Annotated in this window: 15 protein-coding genes; 7 read left to right on the forward strand and 8 right to left on the reverse strand. The window is 41.7% G+C overall.

All coding sequences use genetic code 11. The features are described from left to right. Window positions 1-149: 149 nt before the first annotated feature. The 3 genes from ACFOSV_RS16010 to pfkA all read left to right on the forward strand — a co-directional run bounded on the left by ACFOSV_RS16010 (window position 150) and on the right by pfkA (window position 3,664). Window positions 150-2,201, forward strand: coding sequence for a S9 family peptidase (locus ACFOSV_RS16010; RefSeq protein ID WP_377907051.1), 2,052 nt, complete (start codon window positions 150-152; stop codon window positions 2,199-2,201). 103 nt (window positions 2,202-2,304) lie between these two features. Beyond that, entirely contained in the window at window positions 2,305-2,697 is a 393-nt protein-coding gene (locus ACFOSV_RS16015) for a methylglyoxal synthase (RefSeq protein WP_377907052.1), read from the forward strand. Continuing rightward, window positions 2,678-3,664, forward strand: a complete 987-nt coding sequence (pfkA, locus tag ACFOSV_RS16020; RefSeq protein ID WP_377907053.1) for a 6-phosphofructokinase — start codon at window positions 2,678-2,680, stop codon at window positions 3,662-3,664. Before ACFOSV_RS16015 ends, pfkA begins: the two co-directional genes overlap by 20 nt. A 68-nt stretch (window positions 3,665-3,732) precedes the next feature. Here pfkA and ACFOSV_RS16025 read toward each other — a convergent pair whose 3' ends face one another. The 4 genes from ACFOSV_RS16025 to ACFOSV_RS16040 all read right to left on the reverse strand — a co-directional run bounded on the left by ACFOSV_RS16025 (window position 3,733) and on the right by ACFOSV_RS16040 (window position 10,383). Further along, complete coding sequence (locus ACFOSV_RS16025) at window positions 3,733-5,304, reverse strand: alpha-amylase family glycosyl hydrolase (protein WP_377907054.1); 1,572 nt, start codon at window positions 5,302-5,304, stop codon at window positions 3,733-3,735. Between the two features lie 92 nt (window positions 5,305-5,396). Continuing rightward, complete coding sequence (fbaA, locus tag ACFOSV_RS16030) at window positions 5,397-6,458, reverse strand: class II fructose-bisphosphate aldolase (RefSeq protein ID WP_377907055.1); 1,062 nt, start codon at window positions 6,456-6,458, stop codon at window positions 5,397-5,399. Between the two features lie 13 nt (window positions 6,459-6,471). Beyond that, window positions 6,472-9,264: an alpha-amylase family glycosyl hydrolase gene (locus tag ACFOSV_RS16035; protein WP_377907056.1), complete on the reverse strand. Its 2,793-nt coding sequence runs from the start codon at window positions 9,262-9,264 to the stop codon at window positions 6,472-6,474. Window positions 9,265-9,339: 75 nt separating this feature from the next. Continuing rightward, entirely contained in the window at window positions 9,340-10,383 is a 1,044-nt protein-coding gene (locus ACFOSV_RS16040) for a SusE domain-containing protein (protein WP_377907057.1), read from the reverse strand. 340 nt (window positions 10,384-10,723) lie between these two features. On the opposite strand from ACFOSV_RS16040, the gene ACFOSV_RS16045 reads away from it, so the two are divergent. The 4 genes from ACFOSV_RS16045 (at window position 10,724) to ACFOSV_RS16060 (ending at window position 16,668) form a co-directional block, all read left to right on the forward strand. Next, a complete protein-coding gene (locus tag ACFOSV_RS16045) occupies window positions 10,724-11,755 on the forward strand; it encodes a LacI family DNA-binding transcriptional regulator (protein ID WP_377907058.1) in 1,032 nt (343 codons plus the stop codon). A 190-nt stretch (window positions 11,756-11,945) separates the two neighbouring features. Then, the gene (locus tag ACFOSV_RS16050) at window positions 11,946-14,378 is read left to right on the forward strand and encodes a glycoside hydrolase family 31 protein (protein ID WP_377907059.1); all 2,433 of its coding nucleotides are present in this window, start codon (window positions 11,946-11,948) and stop codon (window positions 14,376-14,378) included. Window positions 14,379-14,404: 26 nt separating this feature from the next. Beyond that, entirely contained in the window at window positions 14,405-15,730 is a 1,326-nt protein-coding gene (locus tag ACFOSV_RS16055; protein WP_377907060.1) for an MFS transporter, read from the forward strand. A gap of 68 nt (window positions 15,731-15,798) precedes the next feature. Continuing rightward, a complete protein-coding gene (locus ACFOSV_RS16060; protein WP_377907061.1) occupies window positions 15,799-16,668 on the forward strand; it encodes an ABC transporter substrate-binding protein in 870 nt (289 codons plus the stop codon). Window positions 16,669-16,670: 2 nt separating this feature from the next. On the opposite strand, the gene surE is transcribed toward ACFOSV_RS16060, so the two are convergent. From surE to dnaG, 4 genes are all read right to left on the reverse strand, one after another. Next, window positions 16,671-17,456 carry a 5'/3'-nucleotidase SurE gene (gene surE, locus ACFOSV_RS16065; RefSeq protein ID WP_377907062.1) on the reverse strand — a complete coding sequence of 262 codons (786 nt, stop codon included), beginning with the start codon at window positions 17,454-17,456 and terminating at the stop codon, window positions 16,671-16,673. Then, the gene (locus ACFOSV_RS16070) at window positions 17,456-18,106 is read right to left on the reverse strand and encodes a hypothetical protein (protein WP_377907063.1); all 651 of its coding nucleotides are present in this window, start codon (window positions 18,104-18,106) and stop codon (window positions 17,456-17,458) included. The genes surE and ACFOSV_RS16070 overlap by 1 nt, the downstream gene beginning before the upstream one ends. Before the next feature lie 82 nt (window positions 18,107-18,188). Then, window positions 18,189-19,400, reverse strand: a complete 1,212-nt coding sequence (locus ACFOSV_RS16075) for a bifunctional 3,4-dihydroxy-2-butanone-4-phosphate synthase/GTP cyclohydrolase II (protein WP_377907064.1) — start codon at window positions 19,398-19,400, stop codon at window positions 18,189-18,191. 83 nt (window positions 19,401-19,483) lie between these two features. Next, a complete protein-coding gene (gene dnaG / locus ACFOSV_RS16080) occupies window positions 19,484-21,421 on the reverse strand; it encodes a DNA primase (protein WP_377907065.1) in 1,938 nt (645 codons plus the stop codon). Window positions 21,422-21,525 lie beyond the last annotated feature (104 nt).

Raw genomic sequence — 21,525 nt, forward strand, 5'->3', positions numbered from 1 at the left:
GGTTGGTGGATAAAATTATAATTATGAGAATCAAGATAATAATCTTTCCCTTTCAATTCCTAAAAACTAATTTTGGCAGCGCTTAATTTTTTGGATTTTTAATTCAAATCCAGTCGAAGAATCGCTATTCCCAAACTAACACACATCATATGCCTAGCCTAAAAGCTCAGAAAATACCCCATAAACTGGTACAGCACAATCATGAACGCATAGATAATTACTACTGGATGCGGGATCGGGACAATCCTAAGGTAATTGACTACCTCAATGAGGAAAACCGGTTTTTGGAGGAAAGTTTGGCCCATACTAAGGAATTTCAAGAAGCTATTTTTCTGGAAATGAAAGGCAGAATCAAGGAGGATGATCAAAGTGTTCCTTATTTTAAATCTGGATATTATTGGTACAGCAGATATGAGAAAGGGGCTCAATACCCTATTTTTTGTAGGAAAAAGGATTCTTTGGAAGCTTCTGAAGAAATCATCCTAGATGTAAATGAACTCGCCGAGGGAAAAGCTTATTATCAAGTGGGAGGTGCATCAGCAAGTACCAATCAAGAAATTCTTGGCTTTTCTTCGGATGATGTGGGAAGGAGAATTTACACCATCCATTTCAAAGACCTCAAAACCGGGGAAATTAAATGGGAGCAAATCCCTGAAACCACCGGAAATTTCACTTGGGCAAAAGACAATAAGAGTATTTTCTATAGCAAGCAAGACCCTGAGACTTTACGCGCAAACCGTGTGTATTTGCATGTTTTGGGAACTCTTGTGGAAGAAGACCTGCTGATTTTCGAAGAAAAAGACGAAGAGTTTACCTGTCACGTTCATCGAAGTAAATCTGAGGAATACATCTTCATCCATAGCCAAAGCACCATTTCTTCTGAAATGCGCTTTCTCAAAGCCGATGACCCAACAGGTGAATTCACCTTACTTCAAGGTCGTGAAGACGATCTCGAATACGCAGCCGATCATTTTGGTGATTATTTTTGGATTCGTACCAATCTGAATGCTCATAATTTCAAAATGGTCAAAGCACCTATTCAATCACCATCCAAGGAACATTGGGAGGAAGTGATTCCACATAGACCAGAAATTCTATTTGAAAATTTCGACTTATTTTCGTCATTTTTGGTCACAGAGCAACGAAAAAATGGACTAACTGAACTCCACTATCATCCTTGGGGTGAGGGCGAAGGTCATCAAATAAAGTTTCCAGAGAATACCTACACCGCTTGGATTGGAACTAATCCAGAGTTTGAAAGTGAAACCTTTCGATTTGGATATAATTCCCTCACAAGCCCTGCGAGTACCTTTGAATACGATCCCAAAACCCGAGAAATGACTTTGCTAAAGCAGCAGGAAGTTCAAGGTGGATATGACTCTGACGAATATTTCGCCGACCGTATTTGGGCAAAAGCCGAGGATGGAGTGGCAGTACCCATTTCACTGGTTTACAAAAAGTCGCATTTTAAAAATGACGGAACCAATCCCTGCCTGCTTTACGCCTATGGATCCTATGGCTATAGCATGGATGCCTATTTTTCATCGAGTAGATTGAGTCTTTTGGATCGAGGTTTTGTCTTTGCGATAGCGCATGTCAGAGGTGGCGAAGACTTGGGAAGACAATGGTATGAAGACGGAAAGCTGCTAAAAAAGAAGAATACCTTTACAGATTTCATTTCTTGCGCAAAACATCTTATCTCGGAAAAATACACGAGTTCTAGCCACTTATACGCTCAAGGCGGCAGTGCCGGTGGTCTCCTGATAGGTGCGGTGATGAATGAAGAGCCTGAGTTGTTTCATGGAATGGTTGCTAACGTGCCTTTTGTGGATGTGGTGACCACGATGCTTGACGAAAGTATTCCATTGACCACAGGGGAATTCAAAGAGTGGGGAAATCCAAAAAATAAGGAATACTACGACTATATGCTCTCCTATTCCCCATACGACAATATTGAGTCCAAAAGCTATCCTAACCTGTTAGTCACCTCTGGACTCCATGACAGTCAAGTTCAGTATTGGGAACCAACCAAATGGGTTGCAAAACTTCGAGAATTAAAGACTGATGACAATTTCCTTTTTCTTCATACCAATATGGAAGCGGGCCATGGAGGAGCGTCAGGTCGATTTAATGCCTTAAAGGAACTGGCATTGGATTACACCTTTTTGCTTATGCTAGAAGGTAAGCTTCAAAGCCTTTAAACTGCTTAAATCAACGCTCTAATCCTTCATCCTAAAATAATTTTGACACCATCGTAAAAAGAGATTTTTTTCTACCTTTGAGTCAACCTATTGTACCTATTCTATGAAAATTGCTTTGATTGCTCATGATGGAAAAAAGGCGGACATGGTTCACTTTTTAAGTGGATTCAAATCCGATTTGAGCCGAGGAGATGTGCAGCTCGTTGCCACAGGAACCACGGGATCGCACATCGAAAAATCAGGATTCGAAGTAATAAAAATGCTTTCGGGTCCAATAGGAGGAGATGCGCAAATTGCCGCTATGGCAGCCCAAAAGGAACTTGATATGGTCATTTTCTTTAGAGACCCATTGGATAAGCATCCTCATGAACCTGATGTACAAATGCTCATGAGGATCTGTGATGTACACAATATTCCACTCGCTACCAATCCTGCATCCGCAGACCTAATGTTCAAAGCTATTATCCAAAACCTAGATGGAACTAAAGACAATTAAACGAATTGGCGTATTAACTTCTGGTGGAGATTCACCCGGAATGAATGCGGCCATTCGAGCTGCCGTGAGGGCAGGATTTTATTATAATATTGAAATGTATGGGATCTACCGAGGCTATGAAGGCATGATCCTAAATGACATAAAAAAATTAGATTCAGGCCATATTGGACATATTTTGGAGCGAGGAGGAACATTCCTAAAATCTGCCAGAAGTGAAGAATTTCGTACTGTAGAGGGAAGACAAAAGGCTTATGAAAATCTAAAAAGCCATGGAATTGATGCCCTAATCGTAATTGGTGGAGATGGTTCTTTGACAGGAGCTCATTTGTTCTTTAAAGAACATGGCATCCCTGCCATCGGACTTCCAGGCACTATAGACAATGACCTTTCTGGTACGGATTCCACCATAGGTTTTGATACGGCCTGCAATACGGCGATTGAGGCCATTGACAAGATACGAGATACTGCCACATCCCATGACCGTCTCTTTTTTGTAGAAGTAATGGGCAGAGATGCTGGCTTTATTGCTATCAATGCTGGAATCGGAAGTGCTGCTGCCGCTATTTTGATTCCTGAAAAGAAAATGCCGATCGAGGAACTGGTTGAGAAACTAAAGGTTCGAAGAAAGAGGAAAAAAACCTCCAATATCGTGATCGTGGCTGAAGGTGGTAAAAGTGGTGGTGCAGCAGAGATTGCTCGAAAAGTGCGAAAGTATTTACCACACTACGACACCAAAGTAACCATCCTAGGGCATTTGCAACGTGGTGGAGCTCCATCTTCCTATGATCGCCTCTTGGCTTCTAAGCTTGGGGTAATGGCTGTTGAAGGCCTTCTGGCAGGTAAATACGACGTGATGGCAGGCATTATCAATAACAAGGTGGTCTATACTCCGATCAAACGAGCCATAGTAGACGACAAAAGTGTGGATGAGGATGATTTCAGAATTGCCAAGATTCTTTCGACTTAAATCAGCTCGAGCACAAAAAAACCTTCAGATAAATCTGAAGGTTTTTTTTATGCGCAGATATCAGTTGTTTATTTCTTAATAACTACGGATGAATTTTTCCCTAGGATAATCTTTCCCTCTCCAATCTCCACCTCTCCCAACTCATAAATTGCTCTGGCGTCGCCTTCAATTGCAAAAGTGATCTCTACAGGCTCTGACCCTAACTGGTGAAACACATGGAACTCCTGACCTTCAATCACTCGCTGATAAGCCATAACGGTTTGAGGAAAATCTTCTTCAAAAAGCTCTAAACTTCCGACAGCCAATGCTGGGGTTTGATTTCGCAAGGCGATAAGCCCTTTGTAATGATTAAAATAACTATCTGGATTGTCAACTTGTAATGCAAGAGGAGTCACAGTTGAGTCCATGGTGTATTTGGGCTCAATCCAAGTTGCACGACCTGTATCCTTTGATTTTTCATCCCATAGGAAAGGCTCCCGAATTTGCTCATCCGGCTTTAAGCCCAACATGCCTATTTCTTCACCATAGTACAGATATGGAGCTCCTGGCATGGTCATTAAGATCGCAATAGCTTGCTTATACTTTTCAGGATCCGAACCTAGTTCATTAAGAAGCCTAGGTTGATCGTGATTGGAAGAAAACGTTGCATCAATAAAACTCGGTGTGATAGCCTGATAGAAGTCCAAAACTTCCTTTTGCTTTTTTGCCAAAAGCATTCCATCGGCATTATTCAGAGCATCTAAAAGCGTATAATGAAAGTCAAAATTGAAAAGTGCAGGCAATCCCGGTAGATATGGAGCCACTATTTCCTTTTTATCATAAACCTCACCTACTAGATAAATATCTGGTTTGATGGCTTCCATTTCAGCGCGAAATTCCTTCCAGAAGGCATGATTATCTAGAGGCCTGTCATCTGGAAAAATATGCTTTGCCGCATCGAGTCTAAATCCATCCACTCCAACTTCTTCTAACCAAAATCGGCCGATATCATAGATTTCCTGGCGGACCTTAGGATTATCAAAATTCAAATCCGGCATTCCGCCCCAGAAAAATCCGTAATAGAAATCTTCACCTTGTCCTGGGTCATGCCACTGCCGAATATTATCCGAATCCAGTGTAATCACCTTTTTATTCAAAAAATCTGCAATAGTATCTTTTTGTGCCCAGACGTAGTAATCACGATAGGGATTATCTCGACCTTTCTTCGCTTCTAGAAACCATGGATGCTCATTACTGGTATGATTGATAATCATATCGATTACAATCTTAATATCTCGCTTGTGAGCTTCTTCAAGGAGATTTTTGAAATCATCCAAAGTCCCATAATCCGGATGAACGGCCTTGTAATCCGTCACATCATACTTGTGATACGTGGGTGATGGCATAATGGGCATAAACCAAATGGCATTCGCTCCCAGCTCATTCACATAGTCTAGTTTTTCAGTGACTCCGTTAAAATCCCCGATTCCATCGCCGTTTGAATCATAGAATGATTGTACAAAGATTTCATAGGTGACCCCAGCTTCAGGCCAGTAGTTTTGGACCGTAGAATCACTGGAGTTTTCTTTTTCTACATTAGCCGTACAGGCACCAAGAATTCCCGTCATGAAGATTGCAAGGTATAGGATGGAATGTTTCATATTAATAATTGAAAGGTATAGATGCTGATGAAAGAGCCTTTCAAAAGAAAAAGCCACGTTTGTGGCTTTTTCAATGATTGGTCTGCCTAAAATTAATTTCTATTCACGGCATTGAGCATGTCAAATGCGACCTCAAGTCGCTTCACAAAGTTCTCTTCTCCTTTGCGCAGCCAGTTTCTAGGGTCATAATACTTCTTGTTCGGGCTATCTGCACCGGTAGGATTACCTAACTGGGTTTGAAGGAAGCCTTCATTATTTTTGTAATTCGTCAAGATACCTTCCCAGAAAGCCCATTGCATATCTGTATCGATATTCATTTTGATAGAACCGTAGCTATTTGCTTCTCTGATTTCTTCTACTGATGAACCAGATCCACCATGAAATACAAAGTTGAGTGGCTTGCCGCTAGTGCCATATTTCTGATTGATAAAATCCTGAGAATTCTTCAAAATAATAGGCTTCAATTCCACATTCCCTGGCTTATAAACGCCATGAACATTACCAAAGGCTGCCGCGATAGTGAATAAGTCTCCGATCTCTTTCAGATGCTCGTAAGCATATGCTACCTCCTCTGGTTGAGTATAAAGCTTAGAAGAATCCACATCGGAATTATCTACTCCATCTTCTTCCCCACCGGTAACTCCTAATTCGATTTCGATCGCCATTTCTAGCTTAACCAACTCCTTAAAATATTTGCAGGAGATTTCTACATTTTCATGAAGTGGCTCTTCGGAAAGATCGAGCATGTGAGAACTATACAATGGTCTTTTGTGCGTAGCGTAATATGCTTTTCCTGCCTCAAGCAATCCATCGATCCAAGGCAGAAGCTTCAATGCCGCATGATCCGTATGAAGTACCACTGGAACCCCATAGGCTTCAGCCATTTGGTGAACGTGATGCGCACCTGAAATACCGCCTGCGATACTTGCTTGCTGCTTGTCGTTTGGAAGTGATTTACCTGCAAAAAATTGAGCCCCACCGTTTGAAAACTGAATAATAACGGGAGAATTAACCTTTTTGGCAGTTTCCAGTACTGCATTCACGGAGTTAGTTCCGATCACATTAACTGCGGGCATCGCAAATTCATTCTCCTTTGCATATGCATAAAGGTCCTTTAGCTCCTCGCCGTACTTTACTCCTGGTTTGAATTTCATAATTAAATAGGTTTTAATTCTTAATGAAGCGCTTGATTAGCACTCTTTTGGTGTCATAAGCTTCAAAGATATAAATACCCGCCTTAATATTCCTTACATCCAATTCTAAAATCTGCCCGCTATTGCTTACTCTTCCTGAATTCAAGATCTGACCTTGCATATCGATGATTCTAAACTCACTTCCTGCCATTTCCACTGGCAAATCCACAAATAATTGACCATGGGTGGGATTAGGGAAAATTCTAAAACTACCCTCAGGAATAATTTCTTTAGGAATGTCGGTGACAAAATCCTCTTGAAGGATACCTGGTTCTGGTGTCGGAAGCTTTTCTGAAGTGTAAAGCACAAATTCAGAAGGCCTGAAGTTCAGGTTCATAGTAGTCGAAGTCGCCTGAAATTCATCGCCTGTAAAATAATTGTACCATGTACCAGTACTAGGAAAACTGACTGGGATATTTGTGGCATTAGCTAGGCCAAAGTTGCCGTGCAAGACCACGTCCATATCCGAATGTTCTATAATGGCAGACTTAATACTGCTACTTAAGGTTAGTGTGGTTTTATCTGGGTTGCTAAAGGCTTCGTGACCAAGTTTCAACTTAATCATCTCTTGATAAAGCTTGAATAAACGCTCTCGCTCAGGGTTTTGTAAATATTCCCATTTGGTGGGCTTGATCCCCAATCGATCGTCGTTGAGCTCTACATCGTACCCAAATTCACCAAATTGCCAAATCATTTTAGGCCCAGGAATGGCGAAATAGAATGCACTTAAAAGCTGGTTTCTGTTTACTGCGTTTTCCAGTTGCCTGATATTTATAGGCGAAGTAGCGCCAAAATTAACAGACTCCCACATCACCCGTTCTTCATCGTGGCTTTCTTGATAGGAAACTAAATTTGGATTTTTCCAGCCTCTATTGCCATAATATGCCCAACCAATATCTTTCACTTCTCCCTTAGCCATCTCACGGAAATCAAAATTCATATTTCCCCAGAACATCAATCCGTAATCGGCAAGCTCGCGCTCTTCTGAGTTTTCTGATAAATGCTCCAAAATCACATAAGCATCAGGGTGATCCTCCTTAATTTCATCATAGATATGCTTCCAAATTTTGATTCGTGAGGCATCATATTGTGACCAAAGGCCCACATTATTTCCTGAATTGACTTGGGTAAAGCCCTTACTCAGGTCAAATCTAAATCCGTCTACTTTATATTCGGTAAGCCAGTAATTATTGACTGAATCCACAAAAGTTTGAGTCAACTCACTCTCATGGTTGAAGTCATAGCCAACATTGAAGGGGTGTTTTGCCACGCGATTGAACCAAGGATTGTCTTCAGTTGGGGCGCCGAATTCATCGTCATTGTACAGTCGCACCATTGGACTTTGGCCGAAGGCATGATTCAAAACCATGTCCAAAATGATCATGATGCCTTTACCATGAGCTTCATCGATGAGTCGCTTCAGGTCATTTTTGGTACCATAGTATTTGTCAGGAGCAAAGAAAAAGGAGGGATTATAGCCCCACGAAATATTGCCCTCAAATTCATTTACGGGCATTAGCTCGATGGCATTGATACCCAAATCTTTTAGATAATCTAATCGATCTATGACCGACTGATAGGTACGCTTTTCATCAAAGTCTCTGACGAGCAATTCATACACGACGAGATCTTCTGGAGCAGGCCTTTCATAGTTAGTGTTTTTCCACTCAAATTCCTCCTGCGCAGTCTGCAAATAGGTTGCTTGGAACTGTGCCTTCCCCACTGGATAAGGCTTCAGGCCGGGGTAACGACCTTGATTAATGATTTCCAGATCATGATCTGGATCGGATGTTTTATCAGCATAGGGGTCTCCAATTCGAATTACCCCATCCACTAAATATTGAAAAATGTACTCTTGTTTTGGCACCAAATTTTTGATTGATAGCCAGAATGTACCGCCGTCTGGCGTGCGCTTCATTTGGTATTCTGGAAGGCGTTGCCAATCATTAAAATCGCCCAAAACCTGCACCAATTTCTTGCCTGGTGCATTCAATGCCAAGATCACTTCGGTATCTGAAATATAATTGATACCAAGCTTGACACCTGCGGGAAGCGGAGCGATTTCCGAAGGAGCAAAAACCTCAATACTGGCAATTTCTGAGTCAGAACTTCCTCCAGAAACAGCTATAGCCTCTAGTTTGAAATTGCCAGGCTCGCTAGCTGTAAAATCATAAGTAATGCTCGTCGCATTTTGGGCCGTTTTTACTTCCACTCCATCTAGCTCCAAGGAGATATCTGCAGATTGAGAAGTTTCCGCTTTGAACGAATAGGATTCACCTAGATCAAGGGAAACCTGCCCACTGTTTGGCGCGGTAAATGATACCTGAAATCCCTGAGCAAGGTTGACGAAAATATCGCCATTGGCACTAGTTTTCCCTTCTTTAGTACCGTCCCCATTTCTAAAGACCAATCCTAAACGATAGATGGTCAATCCATTCGGATTATCAAAAAAGTCATTTGGCGTAAGCTCAAAAGTATAGATGTTGTTCTGACCCTCAACTTTGGTCATTTTGGCATCTGGATCTTCAGTGGCCCATGCAAAAGGCACAATGGACCAAGTAGTCGATTGCTCACTTTCTGTCACCGCTCCAATGTGAATGTACACGTCGCAGTTACAGTTGTTTAGTCCCCCACTCCCCTTGGATGCATCATATATGATTTTCACTTTCTCATCAGCTCTCGGCACCGCCGGCTCTGTGGTCACCTGAGCGAAGAGATTGATACTAAAAACTAGGTAGAGAAGGGTTAAGGTTAATCGACTTTTCATTTGATAGAAATGAATAAAGACCGGTTTTGAAGCAATTCTCCAAAACCGGTCAAATGAGACTAAAATTTAGTCAATTTAATTTTTTGTCAGCGTATAGGTTACTTCGCCTGGCTCGTTGAAATTCAACGTAACAGTGTAATTACCAGCTTCAGCTACCGGAATGTTATCTCCACCAGCTTCCAAGTCTCCATCACTTCCACCATAATTGAAGTCCCAATTTTGGTTTGCTCTGAACTTCATTTCTCCAGCTTTTAAGTCTGCGGTAATGGTCAAAACGTTGAGGTCCTTATTGAAATTCATTGGAGTTTCAGAATCCCATCCACCTGGAGTAGCATCTCCGATTATACCCCAAAGAAGTGGATCAGAAAGTGTATATGTTTTGGTATTCATGTCTACATTGACTTCAAACGTGCCAAACTTTGTCACTTTAATATTTGATGCATCAGATGCATTTTCCAAGGTACCATCTGCTCCGTTATCACCGTAGTTTTTTCCGTCTACCCAATCGTTTTCTTCAGTAAACTTAAACTCTCCGCTACCGCCCAGGATATGTACAAAACCAGTGAATTTTTTATCAAAGTTAACTGACTTCAACACTGTCATTTCATTTCCAGGATTCCAACCTTGATAGTCACCAGGTACATACAAAGCAGGAAAATCAACAAATGCATCATAAGGAGTTACATTCAACGTGGTTGTATTTCCATAAATAGGCATCAGAGCCACATCGATAGAAGATTTAACTCTAAATTCAACTTCGCTTGAAGTCCCAACTGGTAATCCTTTTGCGACTAAAGCTTCGTTTAACTCTTGTGTAACCACCTCAATAGTAGTCGTAGCAGAATTTCCTACCTCTACAGGGCTAGCGAAACTCGCACCTGCCGCATCCATTTCAAGGATATAGGTCACGTTTCCATCCATTCCGAAATCTGGAATTGTCACTTGAAAAGGAATCACCTGTTCGGCATTTTCAATGCTTAATACAAGATTTCCACCATTTTCAGGGCTGACCAAGACAGAGCCTGTTTGTGGAATAATTGGCGGAGCTTCATATGGCTCACAAGCTAGGATCAGTGGGAACAAAGCGAGAACCCATCCAATTTTACTCAATACTTTCATAAGGATTTAATTGTTGTTTTATTTTGGTACTTGATTTAATTATATTCTACCTGTTTATAATTCAAGGCTTGCCTACTAGACTTTTGGCCTCCATTGGCATTTTCTGAGTTTCCTTAACTGATATTAAAAAGCAAATTCAATCCATGCAAGAGCGCTAATAGGTCCTAGGACTAATTTTTTATTGCAATCGTTTGCGTTGACGATTGCATAAAAAATCTTTTTTCTAGCCATTGGAAAAAAATCCTAAAATTTCCCTTTTATTGGGAAGGAATGAATTAGCTGACCGACTTCTAAATCAAATTTTCATTAAGTGAATTAAAATCTTGGAATAGTATAATTTATGAAAATAGGACAGGCCACAATAAAAGATATCGCCAACGAACTGGGTGTCTCCTCCTCCACCGTCTCTAGAGCATTAAAAGATTACCCTGGGATCAGCGATGAGACCAAGCGCAAAGTCAAAGAAGTAGCTGAGCGACTAAATTATCGACCAAATGCTGTGGCATTGTCGCTGCGTAAAAGTCGTTCGTATACCATTGGTGTGATCATTCCGGAGGTAGTTCATTTCTTTTTTTCCACCGTGATCAGTGGGATAGAAGAAGTCGCTCAGGCCAGAGGGTATAATGTGATCCTATCCCAAACCAATGAAAGTCTAGACCGAGAAAAGTCAAGTATTGACACCATGCTATCCAACCAAATTGATGGATTCTTGGTGAGTTTCTCTAAAGAGACTACCGATTTCGATCATTTCGAAAAGCTTTTGAATTTCGGTTTTCCTATTGTTTTCTTTGATCGGTCTCCCGACTTAAAGGAGTCTATTTCTGTTACAGTAGATGACTATCAGGGAGCATATGAAGCCACCACCCATCTGATTCATCAGGGATACACTTCCATCGCACACCTGAAAGGTCCAAGTAAACTCAAAATCAGTCAAAATAGGGAGAAAGGATATCGTGATGCTCTCTACAATCATGGGATTGAAGTAAATGAAGATTTCATCGTAGAATGTGCCAAAGGAACGAATGAAGAGGCCTATGGCGTAGCGGAGGCCCTTTTGAAAAATCCCCAAACCAAGCCAGATGCATTCTTTGCCAGCAATGATATGGCTGCCGTAGGGGCCATGATGGCCTGCAAAAATGCCGGAATAAAAGTCCCAGAGGAAATGGGAATCGTGGGTTTCAGCAACTGGCAGTTTTGCTCCATGATTGAGCCAAGCCTAACTTCTGTGGCCCAGCCAGGATACCAAATGGGAGTAAGATCCACTACCCTTCTTTTGGATATTATCGAAAAGAAAATTGAATACGATTCAGTAAAAGATCCGATCGTCCTGAATACAGAACTTCTGGTAAGAAAGTCTTCTGTGCGCATGTAGCCCTATTTTTTTTTCATTTTTTGAGAAAAAAAAGTGCAATCGATTGAATAGGCCTGCTTTTTCTGAGAATCTATATTTTCATACTTTTTGTAGAAAAAATATGGCATTCGAAGACGTCTGGGATTTTTCAGATTAGTTTTCCTTTCCAATATTAGTGCTTGACTACGTATATCTAGCCGATTTTAATACTATGCCTACTACAGATATAACCCTTCAGGAACGTCTCCAATCCGCACGATTTTCAGCCTTCGGAGCCATAGATTTCTGGAAAGAAAACGAAAGCGGAATAGAAGGAGCTACCACCACAGGAAAGTTTAAATTTACCGTGTATGGTTCGGGCTTGATCCGGGTTCAGGCTTCAAGATTTAGCTCCTTTGAGGAAAATCCCTATTCGGTGGTTACTGAGCCCTTGACCTCTGGTTTTGAAATTACTGAGGACTCGAGTAGTCTTCAAATCCAAACCAGTCAGCTCAGGCTAAAGATCCAAAAGAATAATTTTCAGTTGACTTTTTTGAAGTTAGATGGAACAGTCTTAAATGAAGATGATTCACTAGCAACAGGCTGGATAGGGACGGAAGTAAATACCTATAAAAAAGTCCAAGCCAACGAAAAATTTATTGGTCTTGGGGAAAAAACCGGAGGACTTAATCGCTTTGGAAGTGCCTATACCAATTGGAATACGGACTATTTTGCCTACGGAACAGGTGACGATCCGCTTTATATGAGTATTCCGTTTTTCATTGGAACACATGCTCAAGGGAGCTACGGCATTTTCCTCGATAATACGCATAAATCTGTTTTCAATTTTGGGGCCTCCACTCGTCGATTCATTTACTTTGGAGCTGAAGATGGAGACATGGACTATTACTTTTTTCATGAAAATTCCATAAGCGAGATCATCTCCTCTTATACTCATCTTACAGGAAGGATGGAAATGCCTCCAAAATGGGCCCTCGGCTTCCAACAGTGCCGATATTCGTACTATCCTGATTCTGAAATATATACAGTTGCTAGAACTTTTCGAGACAAAGACATGCCGGCTGATGTGATTTACTTGGATATTCATCACATGGAGGCTTATAAAGTTTTTACTTTCGATGGAGAGAAATTTCCAGATCCCAAAGCCCTGATCGCTCATCTAAAAACTCAGGGTTTTAGAGTAGTGGTGATCATGGATCCGGGGATCAAAACCGAAAAAGGATATCTCCCATATGATGAGGGAAGTGAAAAAGGACTTTTCGTAAGCTACCCTGACGGGGCTGAATACGAGGCACAGGTCTGGCCAGGATGGTGTGCATTTCCGGATTTCACCAAAAAAGAGACCCGTGATTGGTGGGTGGAGAAAATGCAGTTTTACACCGATGCCGGGGTGGATGGCTTCTGGACAGATATGAATGAGCCAGCCTCTTGGGGACAATTCACTCCAAATTTAATTGAGTTTGATTACGAAGGCCAAGGAGCGTCACATCGCAAAGCCAGGAATATTTATGGCATGCAAATGGCGCGAAGTGCCCAAGAAGGATCTGCCTTCCAAAACCCAAAAGAAAGGCCCTTTGTACTTACTCGGGCAGGTTTTGCCGGAATCCAAAGACATGCTGCTGCTTGGACTGGTGATAATGTAGCATCGGAAGAGCATATGCTAGCCGGGGTTCGTTTGGTCAATTCGCTTGGTTTGAGTGGAGTTTCTTTTGCAGGATACGATGTAGGTGGATTTGCTGGTGAAGCGAGCAAGAGCCTTTTTGCCAGATGGATGAGCATTGCCACCTTCTCTCCATTTTTTCGCGCACATTCCATGATCAACAGCAATGATGCTGAGCCTTGGGCTTTTGGGGAAGAGGTGGAAGAAATCTCCAGAAACTACATGAAGCTTCGCTATAAATTACTTCCAACGCTTTACAGTTCATTCTATTCTTCTTCGAAAAATGGACAACCTATTTCTGCTAGTTTGGCAGTAGATTATCCTCAAGATGAGAGGATCTATCTATCTGATTTTCAAAATGAATATATTTTCTGTGATAGATTTTTGGTAGCTCCTGTAGAGTCCACCAAAGAAATCATGAAAGTATACCTACCCGCTGGGACTTGGTATTCTTTGTATTCGGATGAAAAGTTTGAAGGACGAAGAACTCATTTTGTAGAATGTCCACTGAATTATTTACCTGTATTTGTGAAGGAGTCCAGTCTATTTACCTGCCAGTCTGAGGTATCTCATACTGCTGAGCAGACGGATGGAGTTTTGAGCATCCATACCTATCCAGGGGAGCAGGACTGTTCATTTATTCATTATGAGGATGACGGCTTGAGTTTAGAATATAAAAAGGGTGCTCACTCGAAAAGAAAGCTAAACTATTCTGCAAAAACCAAAACAATAGAATTGACCGAAGTCGACGGAGAGTATTCAAGCGATTTTGATCAATTGAGGATCTATTTCCATGATTTTAAAGGAAAAGAGGTTCAAGTAAATGGAGAATCTGTCAAGGTAAAATCTGAAAATTTTGCTTTCCTTGGTAAGCTTACTGAGTTTGACCCGTTGCCAGAAACATCCCATCCTTTCCATGAAATCCAGGATTTAACTTTCATTGAAATCCCAAATTCTACCAAACGAATAACCATACAGCTTTAAGCTCTTATTCTTCTAATCAGCCCAAAATGACCGAACAAAAGAAAAAACTCAGTTTCTGGCAAATCTGGAATATGAGCTTTGGATTTCTTGGAATCCAGTTTGGATTTGCCCTTCAAGGTGGATTCATGTCCCGAATTTTTCAAACTTTGGGTGCGGATAAAGATGCCATTCCATTTCTTTGGATTGCTGCACCGCTCACTGGATTATTGGTCCAGCCGATTGTGGGATATTTAAGTGATCGAACTTGGCACCCACGATTTGGACGGAGAAAGCCCTTCTTTTTCTTCGGAGCAGTCTTCAGTACAATTGCCTTGTTTTTTGCTCCCTACTCCTCCGCACTTTGGATGGCAGCAGGTGCTTTATGGATTTTGGATGCCTCGATCAATGTGAGTATGGAGCCATTTCGGGCTTTGGTTGCAGATAAGCTTCCAGATTCTCAGCGTTCGTACGGATTTGTGGTACAAACTCTCATTATCGGGATAGGCACTTGGGTAGCTTCAAACCTTCCCTGGATGATGACCCAACTTGGTGTTCCCAATACTGCTCCGGATGGTGTAGTGCCTGATTCCGTGAAATATGCTTTTGGGATAGGTGCTTTCGTTCTTTTCAGCTCGATTCTGTACACCATCCTTACCACAGAAGAGTATCCTCCTGAGGACATGGAGGAATTTGAGCGGGAAAAAGCAGCCAAAAAAGGTGCTTTCTCTGGCATGAAAGAAATCTTCGATAACATCACTACTATGCCCAAAGTGATGCAGCAATTGGGATTGGTACAGTTCTTTTCTTGGTTTGCTTTCTTCACCATGTGGAGCTTTGCGACTCCGGCAATTACGGAGCATATTTTTGGGGCAACAGACACCAGTTCGGCTGCTTATAACGACGCTGCCGATAGCGTAGGTAGCTATCTCGGGACCTATGGCCTTGTATCCATGTTCTTCGCTTTGGGGCTTTCATTTGTCGCTAGTCGCATGAAAATCAATAGAAAACTCGTTCATATGACAAGTTTGATCCTTGGTGGATTCGGGTTTATTTTGATCTATTTCATTAAAGAAGCCTGGATGCTCCATATCTGTTTTTCCCTCGTGGGAATAGCATGGGCAAGTATTTTGTCTATGCCTTATGCCATGCTTTCAAGCTCAGTGGACCCAAAAAGAATGGGGGTATTTATGGGAATTTTCAATATGTTTATTGTAATCCCACAAATCATTGCTGCTCTCGGCGGAGTAAATTTTCTATACAAATTTCTATTTGGCGAAGAGGTAATCAATACAATGCTCTTGGCGGGAACCCTGTTAATTCTAGCCGGGCTGAGCAATCTTTTCATCCGCGACCGAAGTGTTACTCATGATTAATTAGAAATATCTGAGGAAAGCCGATTTTGAAAAGAATCGGCTTTCTTATTTTTGGCTAAAGATCTAATATGAAGACCCTAACAATCACCGGAGTTCCGGAGCATTTCAATTTCCCTTGGACCACTTTGATTCCAACTCAACCCCTTACAGATTTGAGTATTCAGCTAAAGTGGGTGGAAGAATCTCGAGGCTCCGGCAAAATGTTAGAGGCTTTGGACGAAGGTGAAACAGATGTGGCAATCGTCCTTACCGAAAGTTTTTTTAAAAAGTATGAATCTGATCCGAGCATAAAGATTTTGGGTCTATTTGTGCAAAGCCCTCTTAATTGGGGAATTCACATTTCACCCAAAAGCACTGTCTCAGACTTGTCTCTGATTCTGGAACCGAAATTTTTAATCAGTCGAAAAGGTTCGGGTTCTGAATTGATGGCTAGAGTTCTGGCTGATCGAGAAAAATGGAATTCCGAAAAGCTGGAGTTTGAAATTGTCAACAACCTCCCAGGAGCCCTTGACCGAATGCAAAACCATGGAAATGAAATGTTTCTTTGGGAAAAATTTACTACCAAACCTCATGTGGATTCGGGCGAAATGATACGAATTGGAGAGGTGGCGAGCCCTTGGCCTTGTTTTGTAGTGATAGCAAAAGAGGATACTATCCGGTCACATCAGGAAGCATTAATTAGGTTGATGGATTTGGTATATCAAACCAATTCTCACATATCTGAAGATCCAAAAACACCGCAGTTAATTGCAGAGAATTATGAACTTCCTCTAGAGGATGTGCTGAAGTGGATTAGTGAGACAAAATGGAATTTGAATTCAGAAATATCTAGAGTCGAAATGCAAGATGCTTTAGCAAAAATGAAGCATTTCGGCATTCTAAAAGACTTACCAATCCTGGAGAATACTTGTGCCGCCGGCTTTGTGAAATTCGTTTGAGCTTAGGGCTTAAGTTGCTCCCAATCCCAAGATTTATTGATCTGACTAATAGCATGATGTGCTGTCAGGTCATACTGACAAGGGACAATTGAAACGTAATTGTTTGCGATAGCCCACTCATCATTGTCTTCTCCTTTATCGAAGTTCACAAAATTTCCTGCAAGCCAAAAATACTTTCGACCGGTTGGGTCAAATCGCTCATCAAATTCCTCTTGCCATTTGGCGTCAGCCTGCCGACAAACTTTTACTCCGCGAATGCTCTCATTTTGCTTTGGAGGAAAGTTGACATTTAGTGCTATACCTTTGTTAATTCCATTCTCTAGGACTTGTCGAGCTATTCGCTCCACCCATTCTTCGATGTGAGAAAAATCTGCTTTGGAAGAATAATCACAAAGGCTAAACCCGATAGAAGGTAAGCCTTCAAGCGCTCCCTCGATGGCAGCTGACATGGTGCCAGAATACAAAACAGAAATAGAAGTGTTGGATCCGTGATTGATGCCACTTACTACCAAATCTGGCGTTCGCCCTTTCAAAACGTAATGCTTGGCCAGTTTTACGCAATCTGCAGGCGTACCACTCGACTTGTATGCCTCCACTCCTTCAAAAATATCTTCTCCACTAAGTCTCAAGGTCTCACCGATCGTAATGGCATGCCCCATTCCCGACTGTGGACTATCCGGCGCGACCACGACGACCTCGCCAAGCTTTTTCATAACAGATACTAGGACTCGAATTCCTTTGGAAGTGATCCCGTCATCGTTAGAGACGAGAATAAGAGGTTTTGACATTAGTTTTTGTCTAGTTCGTTGTAGTAGGCTGTGATTCGCAGCAAATCTCCGCGCTTGTCATGTTCAAGGCGATTCTTTCGCATAAAGAGGCTGATTTCATCTTCATAACCAGGCAGCATCTCAAACAAATCACGCTTTTTCATACTATAGCGTTCGATCGCTCCCTCCTTGAAAAAATAATAATTAAAGGCCAAGCGATAGCCCATCATGGTTTGAGGTCCAAAGAATGGATTCATTCCCATTCCGCCCATTGTATTGATATTTCGAGCGTCTGTAGCGATATATTCTCTGCACAGCAGAGCAATTTGATCTCCTTCAGTAAGTACCTCAAAAAAGACAGGTACTTCGTAATCCCCATTCAGGGCGTATGGAAGGCTGTAGAATTTTCTCACCCCGCCGTATACCTCGTCAAAAATCTCAAAATAAGCAACATTGGCAGCGGTTAGTGTCTGAATCACATCTCCCTTCATTTGAACGAGATTATTATCCAAGTCATACTTCAAAAGTCCCGAAACTCCTTGGCCGTCTATGCCATAGACGTTACCCTTGTGCCAAATCTGAGAGGGAAACTCATCTTGGGCGTAGCCCGAAAATATCAGAAGGCTGAATACAGGGATAAGAGCATATAGTTTGACAATTGCTTTCATCATGTTATGTTTTACGAAACAGCCCGGGGAGGGTTGAATTACTTCTGTGATTTTAATTGATATCTATCAAAATAATAACTTTCTATCACTTTAGAATATTGTGACCCATTTTATCTCTTTTGGTCTCCAGATATTTAGCATTGTGAGGATTGGGAGCAATTTCGATAGGAACCTGCTCTACGATTTCTAATCCATATCCGAGTAGTCCAACTCGCTTCTTGGGATTGTTTGAGATGAGTCTAATCTTACTCACATTCAAGTCGCGCAAAATTTGGGCTCCCACACCGTAATCTCGACTGTCCATCGGAAGACCTAGAGCCAAATTGGCCTGAACAGTATCCATTCCCTCCTCCTGAAGCTTGTACGCTTTCAGTTTATTGATCAATCCTATACCCCTACCCTCTTGATTCATGTAAAGCACCACACCTTTCCCTTCATCCTCCACCATTTTCAAGGCTGCGTGAAGCTGAGGTCCACAATCACATCGGCATGAGCCGAAAATATCACCTGTCATGCAAGATGAATGTACTCGAACCAAAATCGGTTCATCTTCATCCCATGTCCCCTTGATCAGTGCGAGATGAATCTCATCGGTATTGGTTTGCCGAAAGGCGATCAATTCAAAATCACCAGAAACGGTAGGCATATTTACCCCGATTTCTCTTTTGATCAGACTTTCCGTTTTTAGGCGATAAGCGATCAAATCTTTGATAGATACAAGCTTCAAATTGAATCTTTCAGCGACTTTATATAGATCTGTAAGTCTGGCCATGGTGCCATCCTCATTCATTATTTCTACCAATACACCCGCCGGCTGCAATCCAGCCAATCTTGAAAAATCTATGGCAGCCTCAGTATGCCCTGCTCTTCTGAGTACTCCTCCTCTTTTGGCTTTGAGTGGAAAGATATGACCTGGCTTACCCAATTCATGTGGTTCGATGCTATCGTCCACCAAAGCTTGAATTGTCTTCGCTCTGTCCGAAGTAGAAATTCCCGTCGTGCAACCATGTCCTATCAGATCGACAGAGACAGTAAACGGTGTCTCGAAAGCAGCCGTATTCTGCCCCACCATCATCTCTAGTCCTAGGACTTCACAGCGATCTTCGATCAAAGGGGCACAAATTAACCCTCGGCCATGAGTGGCCATGAAATTGATAATTTCAGGTGTTACTTTTTCTGCAGCACAGACAAAATCACCCTCATTTTCACGATCCTCATCATCGACTACAATGATCACTTCGCCATTTTTAATGGCTTCAATTGCGTCTTCGATGGGGTCTAACTTATATTTTTCCAATGGAAGTTGGGATTAAATTCAATCAAGGTGCAAAGTTACACCCTTTGACACGTAAAACAGATAGAGACCAAAGAAAGTTTGGTTTAACCAATAACAATCCCCAATTCCTTGTCTATTTCTACCTGAACTTTTTTCAGAGCAAAATAAATTTCCTGAAGCTCTTGAATCTTTTTTTCATCCGAATGATCTTTTTCGCCTTGCTTTAACTTTTCCTTGGCTTCTTCCATCATTTTCTGCACGAGTCTACGCTTCAGTCTGAGAATCGACTTAAACCCTGTTTGTGACAGATCGCTCTCCTCAGAATTTATAAAAATTTGGTGTTTATCATGCCAATGAGGAGAAACTTCATGACGCGTGGAAATCAAATCAATTACTTCTTTTTGAATGTTTGGGTCTCCAAGTTTTACAAAATAGTCAACCGTTGGAGTTTTACCCTCTTTGAGGAAATCTCTAAAAATGGTCAGGATTTTTTGATGGATTGGACTAAAGAACTCCAATTCCGCCACTTCTTCCAATAAGTATTTGGATAAACTCAGACCTTCATCATCAAGCTGCTCCGCACCATAATTCAACAAGAGTCGAATCATCTCTTTCTCTTGGATTCGCAATATATCTTGGAAAGAAGTGGCAACTTCTTCACCTAGCAATTCTTTTACAGCTACTTCGGCTTCTTGTTCTACCTGCTCTCGCTTTACTTCCTCTCGCTGCTTTTTAATGAGCGATTTATTCAGCTCAGTATGGAGAATTTCTTCTCCGATTTCCAACAATTGAGCCGCTTCCTTTGCGAAAACCGAACGAAGAATCGGGTCTGGGATTTTGCTAATGCTTTGGACCACCTCCTTGATCAAATTTGCTTTTTTGATAGGATCTGAGGCAATTTCATCTTGGTACAGCTCGATTTTAAACCCAATGAAGTTTTTGCTGTGCTCCTTGAGGTAAGACTGAAAGGCTTCAGTGCCGACCTTACGCGAATAGCTATCAGGATCCTCGCCTTCTGGGAAAACCACGGCCTTGACATTCAGCCCTCCTTCCAAAAGTAAATCTATGCCTCGAAGTGATGCTTTGATTCCGGCAGGATCTCCGTCATACAAGACGGTGACCTGATCTGCAAAGCGTTTGATTAGCTTAATCTGACCTTCGGTCAAAGACGTACCGGATGAAGCTACCACATTTTCTATTCCAGAAAGGTGCATAGACACCACATCGGTATAGCCTTCTACCAAATAGCAATTTTCCTGGTCTCGAATGGCCTTTTTAGCCTGATACATACCATAGAGCACATCCGATTTGTGGTAAACCGGGGTCTCTGGAGAATTGATGTATTTCGGCTGATTTTTATCCTTGGTTAGGATTCTAGCTCCAAAACCAATGGGTTTACCACTGATGTTGTGGATAGTAAAGGTCACACGACCTCTAAATCGATCGTATTTTCTGTTTGGGTCTGATTCTTTTTGAAGAATAAGTCCAGCTTTAAGAAGTATATCTTCCGAAAAACCTGCCTTTTTTCCAGCTTCGAGGAGGTGATCCCAGCCATCTAAAGCATAGCCCAAATCGAATTTCTCGATGACGGTAGGTGTAAAACCTCTTTCTTTGAAATAGCTCAATCCTATGGATTTACCTTCGGCCGTTTGAAGGTTTTTTACAAAAAAATCACGAGCGAAAGAAAGCGCGATGTACAAGCTCTCCCGCTCTTTGAAAGCCAAATCTTGCTCTGGAGTTCTATTTTCCTCCTCCTCTACTTCAATCCCGTATTTTTGTGCTAAATGCCTAATAGCCTCCTGAAAGCCAATACCCTCAAGATCCATCACAAACTGTATAGGATCTCCTGCCTTACCACAGCCAAAGCATTTGTAAATTTGCTTAGCTGGGGAAATAGAGAAAGAGGGAGTTTTTTCTCCATGGAAGGGACAGCAAGCCCAAAGATTTTGTCCTTTCTTTTTCAGGGAAACATAATCTCCGACCACCTCCTCGATGTCCATTCGCTCCTTGACCTTGTCTGTAGTGATCTTACTTATTCCCATGGATATTTTTCATTGTAATCTTTGCAAAAGGCTGCGCGACGACAGAACTATTTGCATCCTGCTAAAGTTAGTTATTTTGACAGGATAAGTCTCGCGTTTTTTAA

Origin of the sequence: Algoriphagus namhaensis, assembly GCF_042649705.1 — a bacterium.
Classification (GTDB): domain Bacteria; phylum Bacteroidota; class Bacteroidia; order Cytophagales; family Cyclobacteriaceae; genus Algoriphagus; species Algoriphagus namhaensis.